Source organism: Sphingomonas arantia, assembly GCF_042682045.1.
Classification (GTDB): domain Bacteria; phylum Pseudomonadota; class Alphaproteobacteria; order Sphingomonadales; family Sphingomonadaceae; genus Sphingomonas_R; species Sphingomonas_R arantia.
On the sequence record NZ_JBHUGS010000002.1, the window covers coordinates 925237 to 945775 of the forward strand.

At 66.8% G+C, this 20539-nt stretch carries 24 protein-coding genes; 12 read left to right on the forward strand and 12 right to left on the reverse strand.

The annotated features are described in order from the left end of the window. Nucleotides 1-67: 67 nt before the first annotated feature. Entirely contained in the window at nucleotides 68-1477 is a 1410-nt protein-coding gene (gene ahcY / locus ACFSGX_RS09985) for an adenosylhomocysteinase (RefSeq protein ID WP_380929529.1), read from the reverse strand. 124 nt (nucleotides 1478-1601) lie between these two features. After that, nucleotides 1602-2162, reverse strand: a complete 561-nt coding sequence (locus tag ACFSGX_RS09990; RefSeq protein ID WP_380929531.1) for a YqgE/AlgH family protein — start codon at nucleotides 2160-2162, stop codon at nucleotides 1602-1604. Between the two features lie 137 nt (nucleotides 2163-2299). Between ACFSGX_RS09990 and ACFSGX_RS09995 the strand changes: the two genes are divergently transcribed. The 4 genes from ACFSGX_RS09995 to ACFSGX_RS10010 all read left to right on the forward strand — a co-directional run bounded on the left by ACFSGX_RS09995 (nucleotide 2300) and on the right by ACFSGX_RS10010 (nucleotide 5706). After that, on the forward strand, nucleotides 2300-3256 hold the full coding sequence (locus ACFSGX_RS09995; RefSeq protein ID WP_380929533.1) for a glycosyltransferase family 2 protein: 957 nt from the start codon (nucleotides 2300-2302) through the stop codon (nucleotides 3254-3256). Between the two features lie 64 nt (nucleotides 3257-3320). Next, a complete protein-coding gene (locus tag ACFSGX_RS10000; protein WP_380929535.1) occupies nucleotides 3321-3800 on the forward strand; it encodes a peroxiredoxin in 480 nt (159 codons plus the stop codon). Nucleotides 3801-3901: 101 nt separating this feature from the next. Continuing rightward, nucleotides 3902-5350 (forward strand): AMP nucleosidase, encoded by a 1449-nt coding sequence (locus ACFSGX_RS10005; RefSeq protein ID WP_380929536.1) that lies wholly within the window; start codon nucleotides 3902-3904, stop codon nucleotides 5348-5350. After that, complete coding sequence (locus tag ACFSGX_RS10010; protein ID WP_380929538.1) at nucleotides 5347-5706, forward strand: MliC family protein; 360 nt, start codon at nucleotides 5347-5349, stop codon at nucleotides 5704-5706. Before ACFSGX_RS10005 ends, ACFSGX_RS10010 begins: the two co-directional genes overlap by 4 nt. A 264-nt stretch (nucleotides 5707-5970) precedes the next feature. On the opposite strand, the gene ACFSGX_RS10015 is transcribed toward ACFSGX_RS10010, so the two are convergent. The 4 genes from ACFSGX_RS10015 to sdhC all read right to left on the reverse strand — a co-directional run bounded on the left by ACFSGX_RS10015 (nucleotide 5971) and on the right by sdhC (nucleotide 9047). Further along, nucleotides 5971-6150, reverse strand: coding sequence for a hypothetical protein (locus ACFSGX_RS10015; RefSeq protein ID WP_076068501.1), 180 nt, complete (start codon nucleotides 6148-6150; stop codon nucleotides 5971-5973). A gap of 301 nt (nucleotides 6151-6451) precedes the next feature. Then, nucleotides 6452-8239, reverse strand: a complete 1788-nt coding sequence (sdhA, locus tag ACFSGX_RS10020) for a succinate dehydrogenase flavoprotein subunit (RefSeq protein ID WP_380929540.1) — start codon at nucleotides 8237-8239, stop codon at nucleotides 6452-6454. Between the two features lie 2 nt (nucleotides 8240-8241). Next, nucleotides 8242-8622: a succinate dehydrogenase, hydrophobic membrane anchor protein gene (gene sdhD / locus ACFSGX_RS10025; RefSeq protein ID WP_157175603.1), complete on the reverse strand. Its 381-nt coding sequence runs from the start codon at nucleotides 8620-8622 to the stop codon at nucleotides 8242-8244. After that, the gene (sdhC, locus tag ACFSGX_RS10030; protein WP_157175602.1) at nucleotides 8622-9047 is read right to left on the reverse strand and encodes a succinate dehydrogenase, cytochrome b556 subunit; all 426 of its coding nucleotides are present in this window, start codon (nucleotides 9045-9047) and stop codon (nucleotides 8622-8624) included. The genes sdhD and sdhC overlap by 1 nt, the downstream gene beginning before the upstream one ends. 341 nt (nucleotides 9048-9388) lie before the next feature. On the opposite strand from sdhC, the gene ACFSGX_RS10035 reads away from it, so the two are divergent. The 4 genes from ACFSGX_RS10035 to argC all read left to right on the forward strand — a co-directional run bounded on the left by ACFSGX_RS10035 (nucleotide 9389) and on the right by argC (nucleotide 13042). Next, nucleotides 9389-10813 carry a leucyl aminopeptidase family protein gene (locus ACFSGX_RS10035; protein WP_380929543.1) on the forward strand — a complete coding sequence of 475 codons (1425 nt, stop codon included), beginning with the start codon at nucleotides 9389-9391 and terminating at the stop codon, nucleotides 10811-10813. A gap of 96 nt (nucleotides 10814-10909) precedes the next feature. Next, entirely contained in the window at nucleotides 10910-11239 is a 330-nt protein-coding gene (locus ACFSGX_RS10040) for a MarR family transcriptional regulator (RefSeq protein WP_157175600.1), read from the forward strand. Next, nucleotides 11166-12104 (forward strand): C40 family peptidase, encoded by a 939-nt coding sequence (locus tag ACFSGX_RS10045; RefSeq protein WP_380929545.1) that lies wholly within the window; start codon nucleotides 11166-11168, stop codon nucleotides 12102-12104. Before ACFSGX_RS10040 ends, ACFSGX_RS10045 begins: the two co-directional genes overlap by 74 nt. Further along, nucleotides 12101-13042 carry an N-acetyl-gamma-glutamyl-phosphate reductase gene (gene argC / locus ACFSGX_RS10050; RefSeq protein WP_380929547.1) on the forward strand — a complete coding sequence of 314 codons (942 nt, stop codon included), beginning with the start codon at nucleotides 12101-12103 and terminating at the stop codon, nucleotides 13040-13042. Before ACFSGX_RS10045 ends, argC begins: the two co-directional genes overlap by 4 nt. A 33-nt stretch (nucleotides 13043-13075) precedes the next feature. Here argC and mltG read toward each other — a convergent pair whose 3' ends face one another. The 5 genes from mltG to fabD all read right to left on the reverse strand — a co-directional run bounded on the left by mltG (nucleotide 13076) and on the right by fabD (nucleotide 17515). Beyond that, a complete protein-coding gene (mltG, locus tag ACFSGX_RS10055) occupies nucleotides 13076-14071 on the reverse strand; it encodes an endolytic transglycosylase MltG (RefSeq protein ID WP_380929549.1) in 996 nt (331 codons plus the stop codon). Nucleotides 14072-14093: 22 nt separating this feature from the next. Next, complete coding sequence (gene fabF, locus ACFSGX_RS10060) at nucleotides 14094-15356, reverse strand: beta-ketoacyl-ACP synthase II (RefSeq protein ID WP_380929550.1); 1263 nt, start codon at nucleotides 15354-15356, stop codon at nucleotides 14094-14096. Nucleotides 15357-15475: 119 nt separating this feature from the next. Then, nucleotides 15476-15712, reverse strand: coding sequence for an acyl carrier protein (locus ACFSGX_RS10065; protein ID WP_157175595.1), 237 nt, complete (start codon nucleotides 15710-15712; stop codon nucleotides 15476-15478). An 81-nt stretch (nucleotides 15713-15793) separates the two neighbouring features. Continuing rightward, entirely contained in the window at nucleotides 15794-16537 is a 744-nt protein-coding gene (gene fabG / locus ACFSGX_RS10070; protein WP_380929552.1) for a 3-oxoacyl-[acyl-carrier-protein] reductase, read from the reverse strand. A gap of 42 nt (nucleotides 16538-16579) precedes the next feature. Next, on the reverse strand, nucleotides 16580-17515 hold the full coding sequence (gene fabD, locus ACFSGX_RS10075) for an ACP S-malonyltransferase (protein ID WP_380929554.1): 936 nt from the start codon (nucleotides 17513-17515) through the stop codon (nucleotides 16580-16582). A gap of 209 nt (nucleotides 17516-17724) precedes the next feature. On the opposite strand from fabD, the gene rpsF reads away from it, so the two are divergent. From rpsF to ACFSGX_RS10095, 4 genes are all read left to right on the forward strand, one after another. Next, entirely contained in the window at nucleotides 17725-18186 is a 462-nt protein-coding gene (gene rpsF / locus ACFSGX_RS10080; protein WP_157175592.1) for a 30S ribosomal protein S6, read from the forward strand. A gap of 15 nt (nucleotides 18187-18201) precedes the next feature. Next, on the forward strand, nucleotides 18202-18426 hold the full coding sequence (gene rpsR, locus ACFSGX_RS10085; protein ID WP_025292255.1) for a 30S ribosomal protein S18: 225 nt from the start codon (nucleotides 18202-18204) through the stop codon (nucleotides 18424-18426). Between the two features lie 12 nt (nucleotides 18427-18438). Next, on the forward strand, nucleotides 18439-19038 hold the full coding sequence (gene rplI / locus ACFSGX_RS10090) for a 50S ribosomal protein L9 (RefSeq protein WP_380929557.1): 600 nt from the start codon (nucleotides 18439-18441) through the stop codon (nucleotides 19036-19038). A gap of 249 nt (nucleotides 19039-19287) precedes the next feature. Further along, nucleotides 19288-19872: a hypothetical protein gene (locus ACFSGX_RS10095; protein WP_380929558.1), complete on the forward strand. Its 585-nt coding sequence runs from the start codon at nucleotides 19288-19290 to the stop codon at nucleotides 19870-19872. Between the two features lie 49 nt (nucleotides 19873-19921). On the opposite strand, the gene folE is transcribed toward ACFSGX_RS10095, so the two are convergent. Further along, nucleotides 19922-20533, reverse strand: a complete 612-nt coding sequence (gene folE / locus ACFSGX_RS10100; RefSeq protein WP_380929560.1) for a GTP cyclohydrolase I FolE — start codon at nucleotides 20531-20533, stop codon at nucleotides 19922-19924. Between the last annotated feature and the right edge of the window lie 6 nt (nucleotides 20534-20539).

The following is a 20539-nucleotide window of genomic DNA, read 5'->3' on the forward strand; positions in this document are numbered from 1 at the left end:
TCCCTCCGGCGTGGAGGAAGGGCTCGTTTGTGGAACGACGCGCCCGCTCGGGCGCGCCGGTCATCGCTTAGTAGCGGTAATGGTCCGGCTTGAACGGGCCTTCGGTGGAAACACCGATATAGCTCGCCTGCTTCTCGGTCAGCTTGCTCAGCTTGACGCCCAGCTTCTCGAGGTGAAGCAGCGCGACCTTCTCGTCGAGATGCTTCGGCAGGACGAACACTTCGTTCGCGTAGTGGCCCGGCTTGGTCCACAATTCGATCTGCGCCAGCACCTGGTTGGTGAAGCTGGACGACATCACGAACGACGGGTGACCGGTCGCGCAACCCAGATTGACCAGGCGACCCTTCGCCAGGATCAGGATCTGCTTGCCGTCCGGGAAACGCACCAGGTCGACCTGCGGCTTCACTTCGGTCCACTCGTAGTTCGACAGTGCCGAAATCTGGATCTCGCTGTCGAAGTGGCCGATGTTGCAGACGATGCTCATCGGCTTCATCGCGGCCATGTGGTCCGCGGTGATGACGTCGGCATTGCCGGTCGCCGTCACAAAGATGTCGGACCGCGTCACGGCCTCTTCCATCGTCACGACTTCGAAACCCTCCATCGCCGCCTGCAGCGCGCAGATCGGATCGACTTCGGTCACGAGGACGCGCGCGCCGCCGTTACGGAGCGACTGGGCCGAACCCTTGCCGACATCGCCGAAGCCGGCGACGGTCGCGACCTTGCCGGCCAGCATGACGTCGGTGGCGCGACGGATCGCGTCGACCAGCGACTCCTTACAACCGTAGAGGTTGTCGAACTTCGACTTCGTGACGCTGTCGTTCACGTTGATCGCCGGGAAGGGCAGCATACCCTTCTTGGCGATCTCGTACAGGCGGTGAACGCCGGTCGTGGTCTCTTCCGACACGCCCTTGATGTTCTTGACCGTCTCGGTCAGGTAACCCGGACGCTTGGCGACGAACGCCTTCACGACGCGCTGGAATTCGACTTCCTCGTCATTCTCCGGCTCGGGCAGGCTTTCCCCTGCTTCAAGGCGCGCGCCCCACAGCGCGAACATGGTGGCATCGCCGCCATCGTCCAGGATCAGGTTGCAGGTCTGGTCACCCCAGTCGAAGATGCGCTCGACATAGTCCCAATATTCCGCAAGCGTCTCGCCCTTGATGGCGAACACCGGCACCCCCGTCGCGGCGATCGCGGCGGCGGCATGGTCCTGCGTCGAATAGATGTTGCACGATGCCCAGCGGACGTCGGCGCCCAGCGCGGTCAGCGTCTCGATCAGCACGGCGGTCTGGATCGTCATGTGCAGCGAACCGACGATGCGCGCACCCTTCAGCGGCTGCGTCGCGCCGAATTCGGTGCGAAGCGCCATCAGGCCGGGCATCTCGGTCTCGGCGATCTCGATTTCCTTGCGGCCATATTCGGCGAGCGAGATGTCCTGGATGACATAGTCGTTGAATGTGTCGGCGGTCATGGTGGCCACGCTGGGTCTCCCGATAGATCGCGCAGGGGCGCGACGTTCATGGCGGCCATCTACCGTCCGCCGGGCGGTGATGCAAATATAAAGATGTCTTTATATCCGCAATTCCGAGCCGCGCGATCGTGGCTCAGGCGTGCCCCGCCTCGCTCGCCAGCATCCTCGTATCGACGCCCGCCGCACGGAACAGCCCGTCCCACCGCCCCTCGGTCGGCGTGTCGAACAGCAGCGCGTCGGTGCCCGGCGTCGCGAACCAGCCGTGGCGCGTCATCTCCATGTCCAGCTGCCCACCGGTCCAGCCGGCATAGCCCAGTGCCACGACGAACTGCCGCGGCCCGCGCCCCGCCGCGATCGCGCGCAGGACGTCCAGCGTGCCGGTCAACGCCCAGCGTTTCCCGACATGCAGCGTATCCTGCCCGCCCCAGTCCTGCCCGTGCAGCACGAACCCGCGCTGCGGCTCCACCGGCCCGCCGACATGGACCGGCACGTCGGGCGCCACGCCCACGTCGATCTCCACCTGCGCCAGCAGGCCGTGCAGCCGGATCTCCGGAATCGTCCGCCCCACGCCGATGCCCAGCGCGCCGTCCGGGTCGTGCGAACACATCGCGACCACCGCGCGCTCGAACCGCGGATCGCCGATACCCGGCATCGCGAGCAGCATCTGGCCGGAAAGAAAACGCGGATGATCCATGGCCTTGTCCTATCCCCGTCCGCCCCGGTCGTCACCCCGCCTCGGCTGCGTTCGACTTTCCTCTGCCTCGTCCTAAACAGCAGATTACCGTCAATTACATTGTTGGGTAACGGGTTAGGGCGTACGGAACCCGGTCTATGCCAACCCCTCCGATCCCTGCCGTTTCCGTGCTGGTGCCCGCCTATCGCTGCGCCGGCTTCATCGCGGACGCGCTGCTGTCGTTGCAGGCGCAGACGATGACGGACTGGGAAGCGATCGTGGTGGACGACGGATCGCCCGACGATCTGGCCGGCGCGATGGAGCCGTTTGCCGGCGACTCGCGGATCCGGCTGATCCGCACCGCCAACGTCGGCGTCTCCGCGGCGCGCAACCGGGCGCTGGCCGATGCCCGCGCGCCGCTGATCGCCCTGCTTGACGGGGACGACGCGTACCTGCCGGACTATCTGGCGGTCATGACGCGGGCGATCGCCGCCGATCCGGACATCGGCTTCGTCACCTGCGACGCGGTCTATTTCGGCAGTGCAAAGCTCGACGGCTTGTCCTTCTCCAGCGTCTCGCCGCAGGCTCCGCCCGCCACGCTCGATCGCGTGCTGGCGCGGCAGTTCAACGTCTTCACCGCCTGCATGCTGAAGGCCGTCGCGCTCCGCTCGGTCGGCGGCTGGTCGAACGACCTGCAATCGGCGGAGGATCTCGACCTCTGGATCCGCCTGCTCGAAAATGGCTGGGCCTGCGCCGTCGTGCCACAGGCGCTCCACCGCTACCGCCGCCGCCCGGATTCGCTGTCCGCCGCGCGCCTGCCGCTCCTTCGCGCGGTCGCCGCGGTGTACGACAATGCGGTTCAGCGGCTTGCCGGCCGCCCCGAATGCGACACCGCGCTCACCATGCGCAAATCGATCGAGTCGGAAATCGCGTTCGAATGCGGCGAGGCGCTCGTCATGGCCGGCCGCGTCCGCGAGGGGATCGACGAACTGCGCCGCGCCGCGCCCCGCACCCAGACCCCGGCGTGGCGCGCCGCGCTGATCGGCATGCGGATCGCCCCCCGCCTCGCCCCGCGCTTCATGCGCTGGCGCATGGAAACCGCAGCACGCGGCTGATCGCCAGGGACCTTCCCGCCGCGCACGCGTTACAGGTCGCAACACGCTCCGAAGGAAGACACGCATGACGATCAGCATCGGCGACACCATCCCCCAGGCCACACTGCAAAAGGTGACGCTAGACGGCCCCGAGCCCGTCGAGACCGCAACCTGGTTCGCCGGCCGCAAGGTCGCGCTTTTCTCCGTTCCCGGCGCCTTCACGCCGACCTGCTCCGCCCGCCACCTGCCCAGCTTCGTCGAACAGGCCGACGCCCTGCGCGCCAAGGGCGTCGACGAAATCGCCGCTACCGCGGTCAACGACGCCTTCGTCCTGGGCGCCTGGGCGCGCGATGGCGAAGCGGACGGCATCACCATGCTGGCCGACGGCAATGCCGACTTCGTCAAGGCGCTCGGCCTCACCATGGACGGCAGCGGCTTCGGCATGGGCACCCGCGGACAGCGCTTCTCGATGATCGTTGACAACGGCGTCGTCACGCAGCTGAACGTCGAGGAACCCGGCGAATATCGCGTCAGCTCCGCCGAGCATCTGCTGACGCAGCTCTAGGCGTTACGCTCTTCGTCGTCTCGGACCGGGTCCGGGACGACGGAAGTGCCACCAGACGCGACCGCCATTGCGGTCCCCGCGCCCCCGCCCTAAAAACGGCGATGGCATCCGAACGCAGCTACGCACTGGTCGACGAACTCGACCATATCTACCGCACCTCCGTCGTGGCGCTCCGCCACGCGCTCGGGCGCTACATCGACCATGGCGAACGCCCGGACGAGGCCGCCCGCGTTGCCGGCGCTTTCGCCTATCCAGAGCTGCGCCTCCACTACGACGGCGGCACCCCGCGCGACCATGTCATGCGTGCCTATGGCCGGCTGACCCGCCCCGGCCACTATGCCGTCAACATCACCCAACCCGCGCTCTTCCGCGACTATCTCGCACGCCAGATCGACCTGCTGGTCGACGATTACGGCGCGGTGGTGGAGGTCGGCCGCGGGCGGCAGGAGATCCCCTACCCCTATGTCCTCGATGCCGGCCACGACGTCGACCTGTCGAGCGCCGCCGCGACCGAACTCGCGCGCATATTCCCGGCCAACGAACTCGCCCACATCGGCGACGAGATCGCGGACGGCCTGTGGGAGGGCGGCCCCGGCGTCCCCCACCCGCTCGCGCTGTTCGATGCGCAGCGCACGGATTTCAGCCTCGCCCGGCTGCGCCACTACACCGGTACGCCGACCGCGCATGTCCAGAACTACATCCTGTTCACCAATTATCACCGCTACGTCGATGAATTCGTGCGCTGGGGCTGCGCGCAGGTCACCGGCGACAGCCCCTATACCGCGCTCAGCTGCGCCGGCGGGCTGGAACTGACCGCCGACAATGCCGACCCCGAACTGGCGATCAACGACAGCGCCTGGCGCAAGCACCAGATGCCCGCCTACCACCTGATCGCGCCCAACCGCGCGGGCATCACGCTCGTCAACATCGGCGTCGGCCCGTCCAACGCGAAGACCATCACCGATCATCTCGCCGTGATGCGGCCCGAGGCTTGGCTGATGATCGGCCATTGCGGCGGCCTGCGCCCCAGCCAGCGGATCGGCGACTATGTCCTGGCGCACGCATACCTGCGCGACGATCATGTCATGGACGACGTGCTGCCCCCCGAAATCCCGATCCCACCGATCGCGGAGGTCCAGCAGGCGCTCGTCCGCGGGGCGGAGATCGTTTCGGGCGAAAGCCGCGAGGTGCTCAAGGCCCGGCTGCGCACCGGCACCGTGGTGACGACGGACGATCGCAACTGGGAACTGCGCTACACCCGCTCCGCGCTGCGCTTCAACCAGAGCCGCGCCGTCGCGATCGACATGGAATCGGCAACGCTCGCCGCACAGGGCTACCGCTTCCGCGTTCCCTATGGCACCTTGCTCTGCGTATCCGACAAACCGATTCACGGGGAAATCAAGTTGCCGGGCCAGGCCAACCGCTTCTACGAACGCGCGATCTCGGAACATCTCCGGATCGGCATCGCCGCGATCGGCGAGTTGCGCGCCGCCGGCGACCAGCTCCACAGCCGTAAATTGCGCGCCTTCGACGAACCCCCGTTCCGATGAAGCGCCTGGCTCCCCTCCTCCTCCTCGCGGGCTGCGGCGGCTCGGAGGTCACCGCGACCAGCAACATGGTCGACACCGCCACCCCGGTCGCCGCATCCGACGCCGGCCAGGGGGCGCGCTTCCTCTGCACTGACGGCCGCACCGTACGCGCGGTGTTCGTCGACCCCGAAACGCTCACCCTCCACATCGGCGACGGCACGACCGAGATGCGCTCCGCCGTCGCGGCGAGCGGCGCCCGCTATGTCGGCGACAAATGGCAATGGTGGACGCGTGGCCTGCAGCAGGCGACCCTCGCCCCGCTCAAGCCGGGCGAAACGGTCGCTTCGGCCAAGGGCGTGGAGTGCCGGGTTCAATAAGGGCTAGCGGAGCGTGTCGGCCACCGCCCGATCCACCCCCTCCGTTCGGTTCGAGCTTGTCGAGAACCCGCCAAACATCCCAACGCGTTTAGTCGAAACCGCATCAACCCCAGCCCCCACCCCGTTTGGTTCGAGCCCGTCGAGAACTCAGCGCTGAGTTCTCGACGGGCTCGAACCAAACGAGGTTGGGCATCTTAGTCAGCGGACCCGTTCTGGGTTGCGCGGCACGGTGCGATCACCATCCGAGCCAGCCGCCAGCCCCGCCTAACGCAGCTTGGAAATCTTCAACCCGTCGACCTTCGCGCGGTCCTTGATCGACTCCTCGCTCCGGGTCAGCGCCTTAGAGATAGCCTTCATCGCCATCCCCTTCGCCGCGAACTTGTGGAGCTTCTGAATCTCGTCCTGCGTCCAGGGCTGGCGATGCCGTTCAAAACCTTCGGCCATCAGGACGGCCGACGCGCATGCGTGTCCCGTACCATCAGAATCATTCCGGCAACCCCGACGACCAACGCAAGCCCGATCACTGTGCCATGCCAGAAGTCGGCACTTAGCCCGGCCATCGCGGGCATGTGGCCTGCAGGTCCACTCGCGAACAAGGGCGCGAGAAGCATGAGCACGTGAAGCCCGAGCTTGCGCGGCACCGGGCGCTTGTCCGTAACTTCCTGCGCGCCATCCGTCATGCCGCTCACCCTCCGCTTCGCAATGTGAAAAGGCCCGAACCATCCGGTCCGGGCCTCTCGTCAAATCAGTAAACCCGTGCCTTGGGCTTGATATATTCGATATCGTCGGTGAGCGTGTAGTCATGCACCGGGCGATAATCGAGTGTGACCCGACCCTTGTCGAACCAGCTGATCGTGTGCTTCATCCACTCGTCGTCATGCCGCTCGGGATAATCCTCGTGCATGTGCGCACCACGGCTTTCGTGGCGGTTCGCGGCGCTGTGCACCGTCACCACCGCCTGCGGCAGCATGTTGTCGAGTTCCAGCGTCTCAATCAGATCCGTGTTCCAGATCAGCGAGCGATCGACCACGCCGACATCGTTCAGCCGCGCCTGAACGCGATCGATCTTCTCGATGCCCTCGTTCAACAAGTTCGTGTCGCGGAACACCGCGGCATGCGCCTGCATCGTCTTCTGCATGTCCAGCCGGATCGCCGCCGTCGTCTCGGCACCGCTCGAGTTGCGGAACCGGTCGAGCCGGGTCAGCGCGAAATCGTCCATTTCCTTCGACACCGGCTTGTGCGGTGCGCCCGGTTTCGTGATCTCGTTGATCCGGTGGCCGGTCGCACGACCGAACACGACCAGATCAATCAGCGAGTTGGACCCCAGCCGGTTCGCACCATGCACCGAAACGCATGCCGCCTCGCCGACCGCGAACAGCCCCGGCACGACCGAGTCCGGGTTGCCGTCCTTCAACGTCACGACTTCGCCGTGATAGTTACAGGGGATGCCGCCCATGTTGTAATGCACCGTCGGCGTCACCGGCAGCGGCTGGCGCGTCAGGTCGACGCCCGCGAACACCTTGCCAGTCTCGCTGATGCCGGGCAGGCGCTCGGCCAGCACGGCCGGATCGATGTGATCCAGATGCAGGTAGATATGGTCCTTGTCCTTGCCGACGCCGCGACCCTCGCGGATCTCCATCGCCATCGACCGCGACACCACATCTCGCGACGCCAGGTCCTTTGCGGACGGAGCGTAGCGCTCCATGAATCGCTCGCCCTCGGAGTTGGTCAGGTAACCACCCTCGCCGCGCGCACCCTCGGTGATCAGAACGCCCGCGCCGTAGATCCCGGTCGGGTGGAACTGCACGAACTCCATGTCCTGCAACGGCAGGCCGGCGCGTAGCACCATCCCGCCGCCGTCGCCGGTGCAGGTGTGCGCCGACGTCGCGGAGAAGTAGCAGCGCCCGTAGCCGCCGGTCGCCAGCACCACCGAATGGGCGCGGAACCGGTGGATCGTGCCGTCTTCCATGCACATAGCGATCACGCCGCGGCACTCGCCATCTTCCATGATCAGGTCGAGCGCGAAATATTCGATGTAAAAGTCCGCGTCGTACTTCAGGCTCTGCTGGTACAGCGAATGCAGCATCGCGTGGCCGGTGCGGTCTGCGGCGGCGCAGGTGCGCTGGGCCGGCGGACCTTCGCCCATGTTCTGCATCATGCCGCCGAACGGCCGCTGATAGATCTTGCCTTCGGTCGTGCGGCTGAACGGCACGCCGGCATGCTCCAGCTCATACACCGCGGCCGGGGCCTCACGGCACAGATATTCGATCGCGTCCTGGTCGCCCAGCCAGTCCGAACCCTTGACGGTATCGTACATGTGCCAGGTCCAGTGATCCGGACCCATGTTGCCGAGCGAAGCGGCGATGCCGCCCTGCGCCGCGACCGTGTGGCTGCGCGTCGGAAACACCTTCGTGATGCAGGCCGTTTTGAGGCCCGATTCAGCGATCCCCATCGTTGCGCGCAGGCCGGAGCCTCCGGCCCCCACCACAACGGCGTCATAGACGTGATCGATGATCTTGTAGGCCTCAGCCATGGTCAGGCGGCTCCGAAAGCGATCTTGAGGATCGAGAAGACAGCGATCGCCGCAAGTGCGATCGTATAGAAGTTAAGTAGGACGATCGCGACGAAGCGCGAGCCCTCATGCTGATAATCTTCGATCACCGTCTGCAATCCGAGACGAAAATGATAGAAGACCGATCCGACGAGCAGCAACATCATCACCGCGTTGAACGGCGACTGCAGCCACGTCACGACCGACGCATGGTCAAGCGACGGCAGCCGGAACAACGACACGACGAACCACACCATCGTCACGATGTTGCCGCCCGCGGTCAGCCGCTGCCGCCACCAGTGCATCGCACCGTGGTGCGCCGATCCAAGCCCGCGGACGCGGCCGATATTCGTTCCGGTCCCCATCAGTTCCTCCAGGCCCAGATCCAGAGGATCAGGGTAAGCAGCGTCGATGCGACCATCGTCAGCCGCGCGAATGTCCGGTTGGTCTTCAGCTCGTAACCCGCGCCCAGGTCGAGCACGAGGTGACGGATGCCCGTCGCCATATGCTGGAAGAACGCCCAGGTCAGACCGACCGCCGCGACCTTCGCCAGCAGCGTCGTGAACATGGCAAGGCCACCCGAGCCCTCGGCGTCGATCACGTAGCGCGAGAAGCTCGCATAGGCGTCCGGCCCCGACGCGATGGCGGACAGCCACCAGGTGAACAGCATCGCCCCGCCCGTCGCGAGCGCGACGCCGGTGGCACGATGCAGGATCGAGACCAGCATATGCGGGCCCCATTTCCAGATGGTGAGATGGGGGGAGAGGGGCCGCCCCGGATTGCGCGCCATAGTCCGCCTTCCTGTTGATGCCGGGTCCTTTAACGCAACAGCCGCGCCATGCAAGCGACGCGGAGGTCTTCGCAAGCGACAGACCGTGCGTGAACACCTGTCAATAACATCCGTTCGCCATCCCTGCCGTGGGCATACATCCGGAATGTGGGCAGCGGAATGCCGTCTCGGTAGGACCTTTTGTCCTGTCCGAAAGCCGGTCCGGAATGCTGCCATCCGCCCGTGATGTCACGAAACGTCTCGTGCTCCACGACGGCAACACGAACCGGCACCCCCTCCCCGCCGCCGAATTGACCGTCGCCGCCATGGTTTTCCCGAATCGGGATGCCTATGCTCTCGGCATGACAGACTTCGCATCGCTCCTCGTCCCCGACCGCGGCCAGCCGGCCCACGGCATCCAGCTGATCCAGCCCGCCCAGCTCGACGACTGGGTCGCGACGCAGCCGGAACGGACCCGCGTCGCGGTCACGACCGCGCAGTTCACCGGCAAACCGGGCTCGGTTGTAATCCTGCCCGGCCACAAGCCCGACGAATGGTCCGTCGTAGCCGGCAGCGACGGCAGCGACGATCCGTGGCAGCTCGCCGCGCTGGTCGCCGCACTCCCCGCCGGCCACTACCGCTTCCACGACGACGTCCCCACCGCCGCGACGCTCGGCTGGCTGCTCGCCCACCACCGCTTCGATCGCTATCGCTCGGCGGGCGATCCCATCCCGCAACGCATCCTGCTCACCCGCCGCCCGGCGGAGATCGACGCGATGGTCTCGCTGGCCGCGGCGACCGCGCTTGTCCGCGACCTCGTCGATACGCCCGCGTCCGACATGGGCCCCGCCGACCTCGCCGCGCAGGTCGAACGCGTCGCCGCCCGCTTCCAGGCGTCGCTCACCGTGACGCAGGGCGACGATCTTGCCCGTGGCTTCCCGATGGTCGCCGCGGTCGGCCGCGCCGCCGTCCCGGCCCGCGCCCCGCGCATGATCGAACTGCTCTGGGGCGACCCCGCCCATCCGCGCATTGCCATCGTCGGCAAGGGCGTCGTGTTCGACAGCGGCGGGCTGAACATCAAGCCGACCTCCGGCATGCTGCTGATGAAAAAGGACATGGGCGGCGCGGCGCACGCGCTGGCGCTCGCCATGCTGGTGATGGAGGCGCAGCTCCCCGTCCGGCTCCATTTGCTGATCCCTGCGGTCGAAAACGCCATTGCCGGCGACGCCTTCCGCCCCGGCGACGTGCTCGCCAGCCGCAAGGGATTGAGCGTCGAGATCGGCAACACCGACGCGGAGGGCCGGCTCGTGCTCGGCGACGCACTGACCCGCGCGGGGGAAGACACGCCCGAACTCATCCTAGACTTCGCCACGCTCACCGGCGCGGCCCGCGTCGCGCTGGGGCCGGACCTGCCCGCGCTGTTCGCCAACGATGACGCGCTGGCCGACGCGCTGATCGCCGCCGGCACCGCCACGGCGGACCCGGTCTGGCGCATGCCGCTCTGGGCCCCCTACAACGACATGCTGAAGTCCGGCATCGCCGACATCAACAATGCCGGCGAAGGCGGTCTCGCCGGCGCCGTCACCGCCGCTCTGTTCCTGCAACGCTTCGTCCCAACCGATATTCCATGGGCGCATTTCGACACCTTCGCATGGCGTCCCACTGCCCGCCCCGGTCGTCCGAAAGGCGGCGAGGCGCTGGGTTTGCGCGCTGCATGGCGCTATCTTTTCAATCGCTTCGGTGCCCCAGAAACGAACATGACGGGAACGCAGTCCGATCCGACGTGAAACGATCCGTCCACCTGTGTGTTTTGATGGAACCCGGCCGTCGTGCCCCATGGACAAAGGTGCGGAGAAGTGCCGATTACGTCGCTAGGTACCTGGATGAATACGCTGGTCGGCTATGTCCGATCCGGCAAACCTGACCTGACCAACCGCCAGATGGCCCTGCTGCTGGCGGTCTACCTCACCCCCGGCCCGCACACCGTGCGCGGTCTGGCCCACACTCTGGGCGTCTCGAAACCGGTCGTGACGCGGGCCTTGAACACGCTGGGCACGCTCGGCTATCTGCGTCGCGAGCGGGACGAGGCCGACCGGCGCAACGTGTTCGTCGCACGCACCGCTGTGGGGAATGATTTTCTTGAAGGGTTCGACAGTCTTATCCACGATCAGGACCGATCCGATCGCCGACAGCCCGCTGCGGCGCTCTGCTGATCGCTTCCGGCTGACCGGACCCTCGCGGGTTTTTGACCCGCGCATCACCGCCGCCCGCCGCGACATCGCCGATATCGCGCTCGCCGACCGGTTGTTCGCGCCGCACTATGTCCTCCCGCTCCCCCGCATCTGCGGCGGGGCGGCGACGATGCTGCACAAGGCACCCGACAGCGGCGCGCCCGCGGTCTCGCAGTTGCTGCCCGGCGAACCGTTCGCGGTGGTCGACATGGCGGACGAGTGGTGCTGGGGCTACTGCGTCGCCGACGACTATGTCGGCTACGTGCCGACCGCCGCGCTCGTACCGGCCGGCCCCGTCACGACCCACATCGTAACGGCCCTCGCGACGCTCGTCTTCGCGGACGCCGATATCAAGACGCCCTCGCCGACCATCCTGCCGATCGGCAGCCAGGTCGCCGGCGTCATCGACGACCAGTTTCTCGCGCTGGCGGACGGCGGATTCATCCCCGCCGCGCATGTCTCGCCCGCGCCCGCCCACGCGACCGACCCCGCCGCGGTCGCCGGCACGCTCGTCGGCATGCCCTATCTGTGGGGTGGACGCGGCGGCGGCGGGATCGATTGCTCCGGCCTCGTCCAGATGGCGCTCGCGCAATGCGGCATCCCCGCCCCGCGCGACAGCGACCAGCAGCAGGCTGCCCTGGGCGAGCCCATCTCGACGGAGGTCGCGCTGGACCGCGGCGACCTCATCTTCTTCCGCGGCCATGTCGGCATGATGGTCGACGCCACCCACATGGTCCATGCCAACGCGCACTGGATGGCCGTCACGATCGAGCCGCTGGCCGCCGTCGTCGCGCGACTGTCCGTCGACGGCGCCGACCCGATCCTCTCACGGCGGAGACTGCCATGACCATCCGTGTCTTCATCGACGGTGCCGTCGGCACGACCGGCCTGGAAATCCGCGACCGGCTCATCGACCGGTCCGACATCACTCTGGTGACGCTCCCTGACGCCCTCCGGAAAGATGCCGCCGCCCGCGCCGACGCACTCAACGCCGCCGACGCGGTCGTGCTCTGCCTGCCCGACGATGCGGCACGCGATGCCGTTGCAATGGTGCAGAACCCGGCGGTCCGGATCGTCGACGCCTCCACCGCGCACCGCACCGCCGACGGCTGGACCTACGGCTTCGCCGAACTCGAACCCGACCGCGCCACCGAGCTTGCAAGCGCGAAGCGGATCAGCAACCCCGGCTGCTACCCAACCGGCTTCCTGGCCCTTGTCCGTCCGCTCGTCCGCGCCGGCGTCCTCCCCGCCGACCGCACCATCGCGGTGGCGGCGACGTCAGGCTATTCCGGCGGCGGCAAGGACATGATCGCCGCGTTCGAGGACCCCGCCGCCAAGGGCGCGACCGACACCGGCTACCGGCTCTACGCGCTCGGCCTCGGCCACAAGCATGTCCGCGAAATGCAGGAGCATGGCGGCCTCGCCCGCGCGCCGATCTTCCTGCCCGCCGTCGCACGCAGCTACCGCGGCATGCTCGTCGAAGTCCCGCTCGCACTCGGCGACCTGACCCCCGGCACCACCGCGGCCCACGTCCGCGACGCCCTCGCCGAGGCCTACACGGGCAGCCGCCTGGTCTCGCTCGCGACCGAGCTCCCCGCTGTGCTCGACATCGAACGCACCGCCGGCACCGACCGGCTGGAACTGTTCGTCTACGACGACCCCGCCGCCGGCCAGATCCGCCTGATCGCCGCGCTCGACAATCTCGGCAAGGGCGCCGCCGGTGCGGCCGTCCAGAACCTCAACCTCGCCTGCGGCCTCCCCGAAACCGAAGGACTGCGGCTCTAAGGTCGGAGCTTACCCGACAACCCTAGACTAAACTTACATCTCACCCTTCGCCCGACGCAGCGCGTAATAACGCTGCACATTGGCATTATGCTCGGCCAGCGTCCTGGCGAACACATGCCCACCCTTGCCCGTCGCCACGAAATACAGCGCGTCGGACTTCGCCGGATCGAGCACCGCGGCGATCGAGCCCTTCCCCGGATTGGCGATCGGCCCCGCCGGCAGCCCGGCCATCGCATAGGTGTTGTACCCGTTCACCGCATTCAGTTCGGAACGGCGGATCCGTCGCCCGAGCGGACGGCCACGCGTGATCGGATAGATGACGGTCGGATCGGCCTGCAACTTCATGCCCGTCCGCAACCGGTTGGAGTAGACCGCGGCCACCGTCCGCCGTTCCGACGCCAGCGCGGTCTCCTTCTCGACGATCGACGCCAGCGTCACCGCGTCCTGCTTCGTCTTGACCACGGTGCCCGGCTTCCGCGTCCGCCACAGCGTATCGACCGTCCGCGTCATCGCGTCCTGCATCCGCTTCAGCACCGCCGCCCGCGTCTCGCCCCGCCCGAAACTGTAGCTGTCGGGCAGCACGGACCCTTCGGCCGGCACCGGAATATCGCCGGTCAGCAGGTCCTTCGCCATCAACCGGTCGCGCACCAGCACCGACGGCATCCCCTCCGGGATCGTCACCAGCCGCTGCAACGTCTTGCCCGATTGCAGCATCGCCAGGATATCCGCCGGACTCGCCCCCGCCTCGACCGCATACTCACCCGCCTGGATTGGCGTATCGTCGCCGAAGAGCTTCACCTTGCGCAGGAACCCGGTCGTCGAATCGATCGCGCCGGCCTTCTCCAGGATGCGCGCCGCGGCCGCCAGCGTCGCACCCTCCGGGATCGTCACGTCGGTCGCGGCGGTCAGCGGCCCGGCCGCGCGCCACTCCCGCGTCGTCCACAGCCAGCCACCACCTATCGCCAGTGCGGCGACGACGATCAGCGCGATCAGCCACCTGCCGACGGGGGTCTTGCGTTTCCGTGCCATGCCGTCGCCCCCCGTCCGTCCGTCAATCGCGGACCGGCACCATCACCAGCGACGCGTTCGTCCCGCCGAAACCGAACGAATTGTTCAGCACCGCGCGCACCTCCCGCTTCTTCGCGACATGCGGCACGAGGTCGACGCCCTCCGCACCCTCCGACGGATTGTCGAGGTTCAGCGTCGGCGGCACGATCTGATCGCGCATCGCCAGGATGCAGAAGATGCTCTCCACCGCGCCCGCGCCACCGAGCAGATGCCCGATCGCCGACTTCGTCGAACTCATCGACAGCCCGCCGACCGCGTCGCCGAACAGCCGCTTGACCGCGCTCAGCTCGATCATGTCCGCCATCGTCGATGTGCCGTGCGCGTTGATATAGTCGATGTCGGACAGCGCCAGACCCGACTTCTTGATCGCCATCTCCATCGAACGATACGCACCCGACCCCTCGGGTTCCGGCGCCGTGACGTGATAGGCGTCGCCCGAAAGCCCGTAGCCGACCACCTCGCAGTAGATCTTGGCACCGCGTGCCTTGGCGCGCTCATATTCCTCAAGCACGACGACGCCCGCGCCCTCGCCCATGACGAAACCGTCGCGGTCGCGGTCATAGGGGCGGCTCGCCTGTTCCGGCCGGTCGTTGAAGCTGCTGTTGAGCGCGCGCGCCGCGGCGAAGCCGGCGATGCCGATCGGGCAGACCGTGCTTTCCGAACCACCGGCCAGCATCACGTCGGCATCGTCGAGCGCGATCATCCGCGCGGCATCGCCGATCGAGTGCGCACCGGTCGAGCAGGCGGTGACCACCGCATGGTTCGGCCCCATCAGCCCATATTTGATCGAAACCTGACCGGAGATCAGGTTGATCAGGCGACCATGGACGAAATGCGGCGAAACCCGCTTCGGCCCCTTTTCGGCCAGCACGAGCGATTCGCTTTCGATCCCCGGCAGACCACCAATGCCCGACCCGATCGAACAACCCGCGCGAAACCGCTCCTGCTCGGTCATCTGGGTCAGCCCGGCGTCCTCGAGCGCCTGTCCGGCGGCGTCGATGCCGTAGATGATGAACGGATCGACCTGACGCTGCACCTTGTGGTCGACCCGCTTGTCGGGATCGAAGCCATAAGGGTGATCCGCGGGCTTCACCTCGCACGCGATCTGGCACTTCTGGTCGGACGCGTCGAACCGCGTGATCCGCGTCGCGCCGGACTTGCCGGCCAGGATGTTGGCCCAGACGAGTTCGACCTCGGCACCCAGCGGCGTCACGAGGCCCAATCCGGTTACGACGACGCGACGCATGCCTTGTTCTCCAAACCCATTATCTTTTTGCCGAACGCAAAACGGCCCCCCGGCCCAAAGTCACCCGGGGCGGGAGGCCGTTCGGCGTCATCATCCGGGGCCGTGAAGCCCGCGCAGGATCAGGCCTTGTTGCTGTCGATGTAGGTGATCGCATCCTTGACGGTGCCGATCTTCTCAGCCGCGTCGTCGGGGATCTCGACGCCGAATTCCTCTTCGAACGCCATCACCAGCTCGACGATGTCGAGGCTGTCGGCACCCAGATCGTCGATGAAGCTGGCATCCTCGGTCACCTTTTCGGCTTCCACGCCGAGATGCTCGACAACGATCTTCTTCACGCGTTCGGCGGTGTCGCTCATGATCTTATACCTTCCTTACGAACCTTGTGATTTGCACTCGCCCTAACCGCGCCGTGATACGCTTGCAAGCGTCCGGTGGGGTCAGATCATCGCCATGCCGCCATTCACGTGCAACGTCTGCCCCGTGACATAGGCGGCTTCGCGGCTGGCCAGGTAGACGACGGCGGCGGCAATGTCGTCCCCCGCGCCCAGCTTGCCCGCCGGAATCCGGCCGGTCAGCGCCGCCTTCTGCGCGTCGGGCAACGCGTCGGTCATCGCGCTGGAAATGAACCCCGGCGCCACGCAATTCACCGTGATGTTGCGGCTCGCCAGTTCCTGCGCCAGCGCCTTGGACATGCCGACCAGCCCGGCCTTCGACGCGGCATAGTTGGCCTGCCCCGGATTGCCGGTCGTGCCCACGATCGACGTGATCGACACGACGCGGCCGAAACGCTGCTTCATCATCGGCTTGGCCGCCGCGCGGATCAGCCGGAATGCCGCCTCCAGGTTCACCGACAGGACGGTGCTCCACTCTTCGTCCTTCATCCGCATCGCCAGATTGTCGCGCGTCACCCCGGCGTTATTGACGAGGATGTCGAGCCGCCCGCCCAGCGCCTCCACCGCACGCGGCACCAGCGCATCGACCGCGGCCGCATCGGACAAATCACACGCCACCGCCACATGCCCCTCGCCCGGCAACCCGGCCAGGAACGCGTCCAGCTTGGCCACATTGGACCCCGACACCGCCAGCCGCGCGCCCTGCCCCGCCAGCGCCGTCGCGATCGCCGACCCGATCCCGCCGGACGCGCCGGTCACCAATGCGGTCATTCCGGTCAAATCGAACATGATCTCTTCCTTCTCGAATTGCTCGAACCAAGCCAGTCGGGCTTAAAGCGTCGCCGCCAACGCCTCGACGTCCGCCATTGTCACGATGCTCGTCGTCTTCGCTTCCGGCGCGATCCGCTTCACCATCGGGGTCAGCACCTTGCCGCCGAACTCGACGAACTCGGTCACCCCCGCCGCGAACATCGCCGCGACACTCTCCCGCCACCGCACCGTGCCGGTCACCTGCTCCACCAGCAACCGCCGGATCGTGTCGGCATCCGCCACCGGCGCCGCCGTCACATTGGCATAGACCGGCACCAGCGGCGCGCGCAGCGGGGCCGTCGCCAGCGCCGCCTCCATCGCGTCCGCGGCCGGCGCCATCAGCGCACAGTGGAACGGCGCAGAGACCGGCAGCAGCAGCGCCCGCTTGGCCCCGCGCGCCTTGGCGATCTCCATGGCGCGCTCGACCGCGGCGACATGGCCGGACACGACCACTTGGCCCCCGCCATTGTCGTTCGCCGCCTCACAGACCTCGTCCTCGGCAGCTTCCTCTACGATCGCCTGCGCCGTCTCGAAATCGATGCCCAGCAACGCGGCCATGGCGCCGACCCCGACCGGCACCGCGGCCTGCATCGCCTGCCCACGCAGCTTCAGCAGCCGCGCCGTCGTCGCCAGGTCGAAGCCTTCCGCGGCACACAGCGCGCTATACTCACCCAGCGAATGCCCGGCGACATAGTCCGCCTTGTCGGCCAGTCGCACGCCGCCCTCGCGCTCCAGCACGCGCAGCGTCGCGATCGCGTTCGCCATGATCGCGGGTTGCGCATTCTCGGTCAGCGTCAGGTCACGCTCCGGCCCCTCGGCCATCAGCTTCGACAGCCGCTGCTCCAGCGCGTCGTCCACCTCCTGCAACGTCTCGCGCGCCGCGGTGCTGGCCGCGGCAAGGGCCGCCCCCATGCCGACCGCCTGGCTACCCTGTCCGGGGAATAGGAATGCACGCACGGGCTCTCTCCACCAAATCCGTTTGGGCTGCGCGTTATGGCCGCGGGGCGATCCGCGCAAGCCGCTTGCTTTCCGCCGCCCTTTGCGCCATTGCCGCCGCTTCGTCAGGCGACGGGCCCGTCCCGCCGCCCAATCGATATTTGAAGAAAGCCGGAGGGGCGTTCGCATGGGGCGGCGTCAGCGATCGGCCAAATGTAAGGACGTGAAGCATGGCTCTGTATGAGCACGTGTTCCTCGCGCGTCAGGATCTGGCTCAAGCCCAGGTCGATGCGCTTGCGGAAACCGCTACCAAAATCGTCGAAGAGGGCAAGGGCCGGGTCGTCAAGACCGAGAGCTGGGGCCTGCGCGGCCTCGCCTATCGCATCCAGAAGAACCGCAAGGCGCATTACGTCATGCTCGAAATCGACGCGCCGACCGGCGTGATCGCCGAGCTGGAGCGTCAGACCGGGATCAACGAGGACATCGTCCGCTACATGACCGTCCGTGTCGACGCGCATGAAGCCGGCCCGTCCGCGATGATGCGTCGCAACGAGCGCAGCGAGCGCGACCGTGGTGGCCGTGGTGGGGACCGTGGTGATCGCGGCGATCGTGGCCCCCGCCAGGACCGCGGCGACCGTCCGGACCGTGGCCCGCGCGAAGATCGTCCCCGCGACGACCGCGACGCGGCCTGAAGGAGCTAGAAACAGATGGCACGCCCATTTTTCCGTCGTCGCAAGAGCTGCCCCTTCTCCGCGAAGGACGCGCCCCGGATCGACTATAAAGACGTCCGGTTGCTGCAGGGCTTCGTGTCCGAACGCGGCAAGATCGTCCCCAGCCGCATCACCGCGGTTTCCGCAAAGAAGCAGCGCGAACTCGCCCAGGCGATCAAGCGTGCCCGTCACATCGGGCTGCTTCCGTACATCGTTAAGTAAGGAGCTGCCGACATGGATGTGATCCTGCTCGAACGTGTTGAAAAGCTGGGCCAGATCGGTGACGTCGTCACCGTGAAGAACGGTTTCGCGCGTAACTTCCTCCTGCCCCGCAAGAAGGCGCTCCGCGCCAACTCGGCGAACAAGAAGGTCTTCGAGGCCAACCGCGCCAACATCGAAGCCGAAAACGCCAAACGTCGTGACGTCGCCACCGAAGATGCCAAGGGCATCGACGGCAAGACCATCACGCTGATCCGTCAGGCGTCCAACACCGGTCAGCTCTACGGTTCGGTTTCGACCCGCGATCTGGTCGAAGCGTTGGAAGCCGATGGCGACAAGGTGACGAAGAACCAGATCGTCCTGAACAAGCCGATCAAGACGATCGGCCTGTCCACGGTCCGCATCGCGCTCCACCCGGAAGTGTCGATCACGATCAAGGTCAACGTCGCCCGTTCGCCGGAAGAAGCCGAACTCCAGGCGCAGGGCGTCGACGTCATGTCGTCGATGTTCGAGCGCGACGAAGCCGGCTTCACCGAGGACTATGATCCGAACGCGGAACCCGGCGAAATCGCCGTGGAAGACGCGCCGGAAGGCGAGACGCCGAACGAAGGCTGAGGCTTTCGATCAGTGGCACCAGAAAAGGCCGTCCGGAGCGATCCGGGCGGCTTTTTCGTATTCGTTGAAGCCCGGTGCCGCGCGCCGGCACTGACCGTAGACCGCACGTCGAACCGTTCGATCGAGTCCGACGTAGCCGAATTTTACGCGGCGTTAATGCTAAAGGACTAGTTCTGAAGATCGACACGCAATCTGATGGCGATGTGTTGGCGGGGGGCTTCGATGCAGCCCCGCGACTGGGAGCGTGACATGTTTGCCTTCACCCTCGAACCCGATCGGGTTCTGTTGACCGCGACTTTGACGGGCGAATGGTCCTTCGAAACCGTCTTGGCGTACGAGCCGCACCTTCGACAGCAGCTGGCCCTGCTCCGGGCGTCCGGCCGCCCGCGCCTGTTCATCGTCGATTGCCGGACGGTTGTTCAGAACGACGACGTCGGGGAAGCCCTGCGTCTGGCGGTCGCACGACTGGGGCAGCTTCATCCTGATCGGACCGCCGTCGTGTTCGCGGGGTCGATCGAAAAGAACAGCGCGCGTCGCGTGGGGGACCTGAACGCCCCGATCTTCCCGACCATGGAACTCGCCCGGGATTGGGTGACCGGCAAGGTCTACCGCGCGCAATCCCCGGCTACGGTTCACGACGAACCGAGCGACGCGATATCGGAAGGCTTTGCCGTTCGTATCCACGGACCTGCGGACGTGGACCTTGTCCTCACGCCCGCCGCGGCGCTTGAGACCGCCCGCCGGATCAGCGATGCCGCGGTGGGTGCGCTGATGGAGAAGGCCAGAACCGAACCCGGCGCCAGCGGTGTACCCCATTTCGTAGAGGCCCTTTAACAACAGTAAGCGGCCCCAACCCTCAAAAGTATCGCACGGCGGTGGAGGGCTAGCATCCCATTAGCGCCAGCACTTCGCGGCGGCTGCGTTCGTCGTCGCGGAACACGCCCATCATCCGGCTGGTGACCATCGTCACCCCCGGCGTCCGCACACCGCGGGCGGTCATGCAGGCGTGACTCGCCTCGATCACCACCGCGACGCCGTGCGGCCTCAACGCGTCCCAGATGCAGTCCGCCACCTCCGCGGTCAGCCGTTCCTGGATCTGTAACCGCCGCGCGAAACCGTGCAGCACGCGCGCCAGCTTCGAAATCCCGACGACATGGTCGCGCGGCAGATAGGCGATGTGCGCCTTGCCGATGATCGGCGCCATATGATGTTCGCAATGCGACTGGAACGGAATGTCCTTCAGCAGCACGATCTCGTCGTAACCGCCGACTTCCTCGAATATGCGTGACAGGTGGATCCGCGGATCCTCGCCATAGCCTTGGCAATATTCCTTCCACGCGCGCGCAACGCGGGACGGCGTATCGACCAGCCCTTCGCGCGTGGGATCGTCGCCGGCCCAGCGGATCAGCGTGCGGATGGCCTCCTGCACCGTCTCGGGCACCTCGGCTTTCGCGGGCGCCTCGGGTATCGCGGCAGGGTCCCGGTCGTCGGCCATCATGCG

What these genes read in the sequence shown, in the direction of transcription:
- sdhC (WP_157175602.1), bottom strand. Translation starts at nt 9,047, where the DNA reads ATGGCGCGCAATCCGGGGCGGCCCCTCTCCCCCCATCTCACCATCTGG.
- rplI (WP_380929557.1), top strand. Translation starts at nt 18,439, where the DNA reads ATGGATGTGATCCTGCTCGAACGTGTTGAAAAGCTGGGCCAGATCGGT.
- ACFSGX_RS10095 (WP_380929558.1), top strand. Translation starts at nt 19,288, where the DNA reads ATGTTTGCCTTCACCCTCGAACCCGATCGGGTTCTGTTGACCGCGACT.
- ACFSGX_RS10015 (WP_076068501.1), bottom strand. Translation starts at nt 6,150, where the DNA reads ATGGCCGAAGGTTTTGAACGGCATCGCCAGCCCTGGACGCAGGACGAG.
- ACFSGX_RS10035 (WP_380929543.1), top strand. Translation starts at nt 9,389, where the DNA reads ATGACAGACTTCGCATCGCTCCTCGTCCCCGACCGCGGCCAGCCGGCC.
- ACFSGX_RS09995 (WP_380929533.1), top strand. Translation starts at nt 2,300, where the DNA reads ATGCCAACCCCTCCGATCCCTGCCGTTTCCGTGCTGGTGCCCGCCTAT.
- mltG (WP_380929549.1), bottom strand. Translation starts at nt 14,071, where the DNA reads ATGGCACGGAAACGCAAGACCCCCGTCGGCAGGTGGCTGATCGCGCTG.
- argC (WP_380929547.1), top strand. Translation starts at nt 12,101, where the DNA reads ATGACCATCCGTGTCTTCATCGACGGTGCCGTCGGCACGACCGGCCTG.
- folE (WP_380929560.1), bottom strand. Translation starts at nt 20,533, where the DNA reads ATGGCCGACGACCGGGACCCTGCCGCGATACCCGAGGCGCCCGCGAAA.
- ACFSGX_RS10010 (WP_380929538.1), top strand. Translation starts at nt 5,347, where the DNA reads ATGAAGCGCCTGGCTCCCCTCCTCCTCCTCGCGGGCTGCGGCGGCTCG.
- ACFSGX_RS10040 (WP_157175600.1), top strand. Translation starts at nt 10,910, where the DNA reads ATGAATACGCTGGTCGGCTATGTCCGATCCGGCAAACCTGACCTGACC.
- fabF (WP_380929550.1), bottom strand. Translation starts at nt 15,356, where the DNA reads ATGCGTCGCGTCGTCGTAACCGGATTGGGCCTCGTGACGCCGCTGGGT.
- ACFSGX_RS09990 (WP_380929531.1), bottom strand. Translation starts at nt 2,162, where the DNA reads ATGGATCATCCGCGTTTTCTTTCCGGCCAGATGCTGCTCGCGATGCCG.
- sdhD (WP_157175603.1), bottom strand. Translation starts at nt 8,622, where the DNA reads ATGGGGACCGGAACGAATATCGGCCGCGTCCGCGGGCTTGGATCGGCG.
- ACFSGX_RS10005 (WP_380929536.1), top strand. Translation starts at nt 3,902, where the DNA reads ATGGCATCCGAACGCAGCTACGCACTGGTCGACGAACTCGACCATATC.
- rpsR (WP_025292255.1), top strand. Translation starts at nt 18,202, where the DNA reads ATGGCACGCCCATTTTTCCGTCGTCGCAAGAGCTGCCCCTTCTCCGCG.
- sdhA (WP_380929540.1), bottom strand. Translation starts at nt 8,239, where the DNA reads ATGGCTGAGGCCTACAAGATCATCGATCACGTCTATGACGCCGTTGTG.
- ACFSGX_RS10000 (WP_380929535.1), top strand. Translation starts at nt 3,321, where the DNA reads ATGACGATCAGCATCGGCGACACCATCCCCCAGGCCACACTGCAAAAG.
- ACFSGX_RS10065 (WP_157175595.1), bottom strand. Translation starts at nt 15,712, where the DNA reads ATGAGCGACACCGCCGAACGCGTGAAGAAGATCGTTGTCGAGCATCTC.
- rpsF (WP_157175592.1), top strand. Translation starts at nt 17,725, where the DNA reads ATGGCTCTGTATGAGCACGTGTTCCTCGCGCGTCAGGATCTGGCTCAA.
- fabG (WP_380929552.1), bottom strand. Translation starts at nt 16,537, where the DNA reads ATGTTCGATTTGACCGGAATGACCGCATTGGTGACCGGCGCGTCCGGC.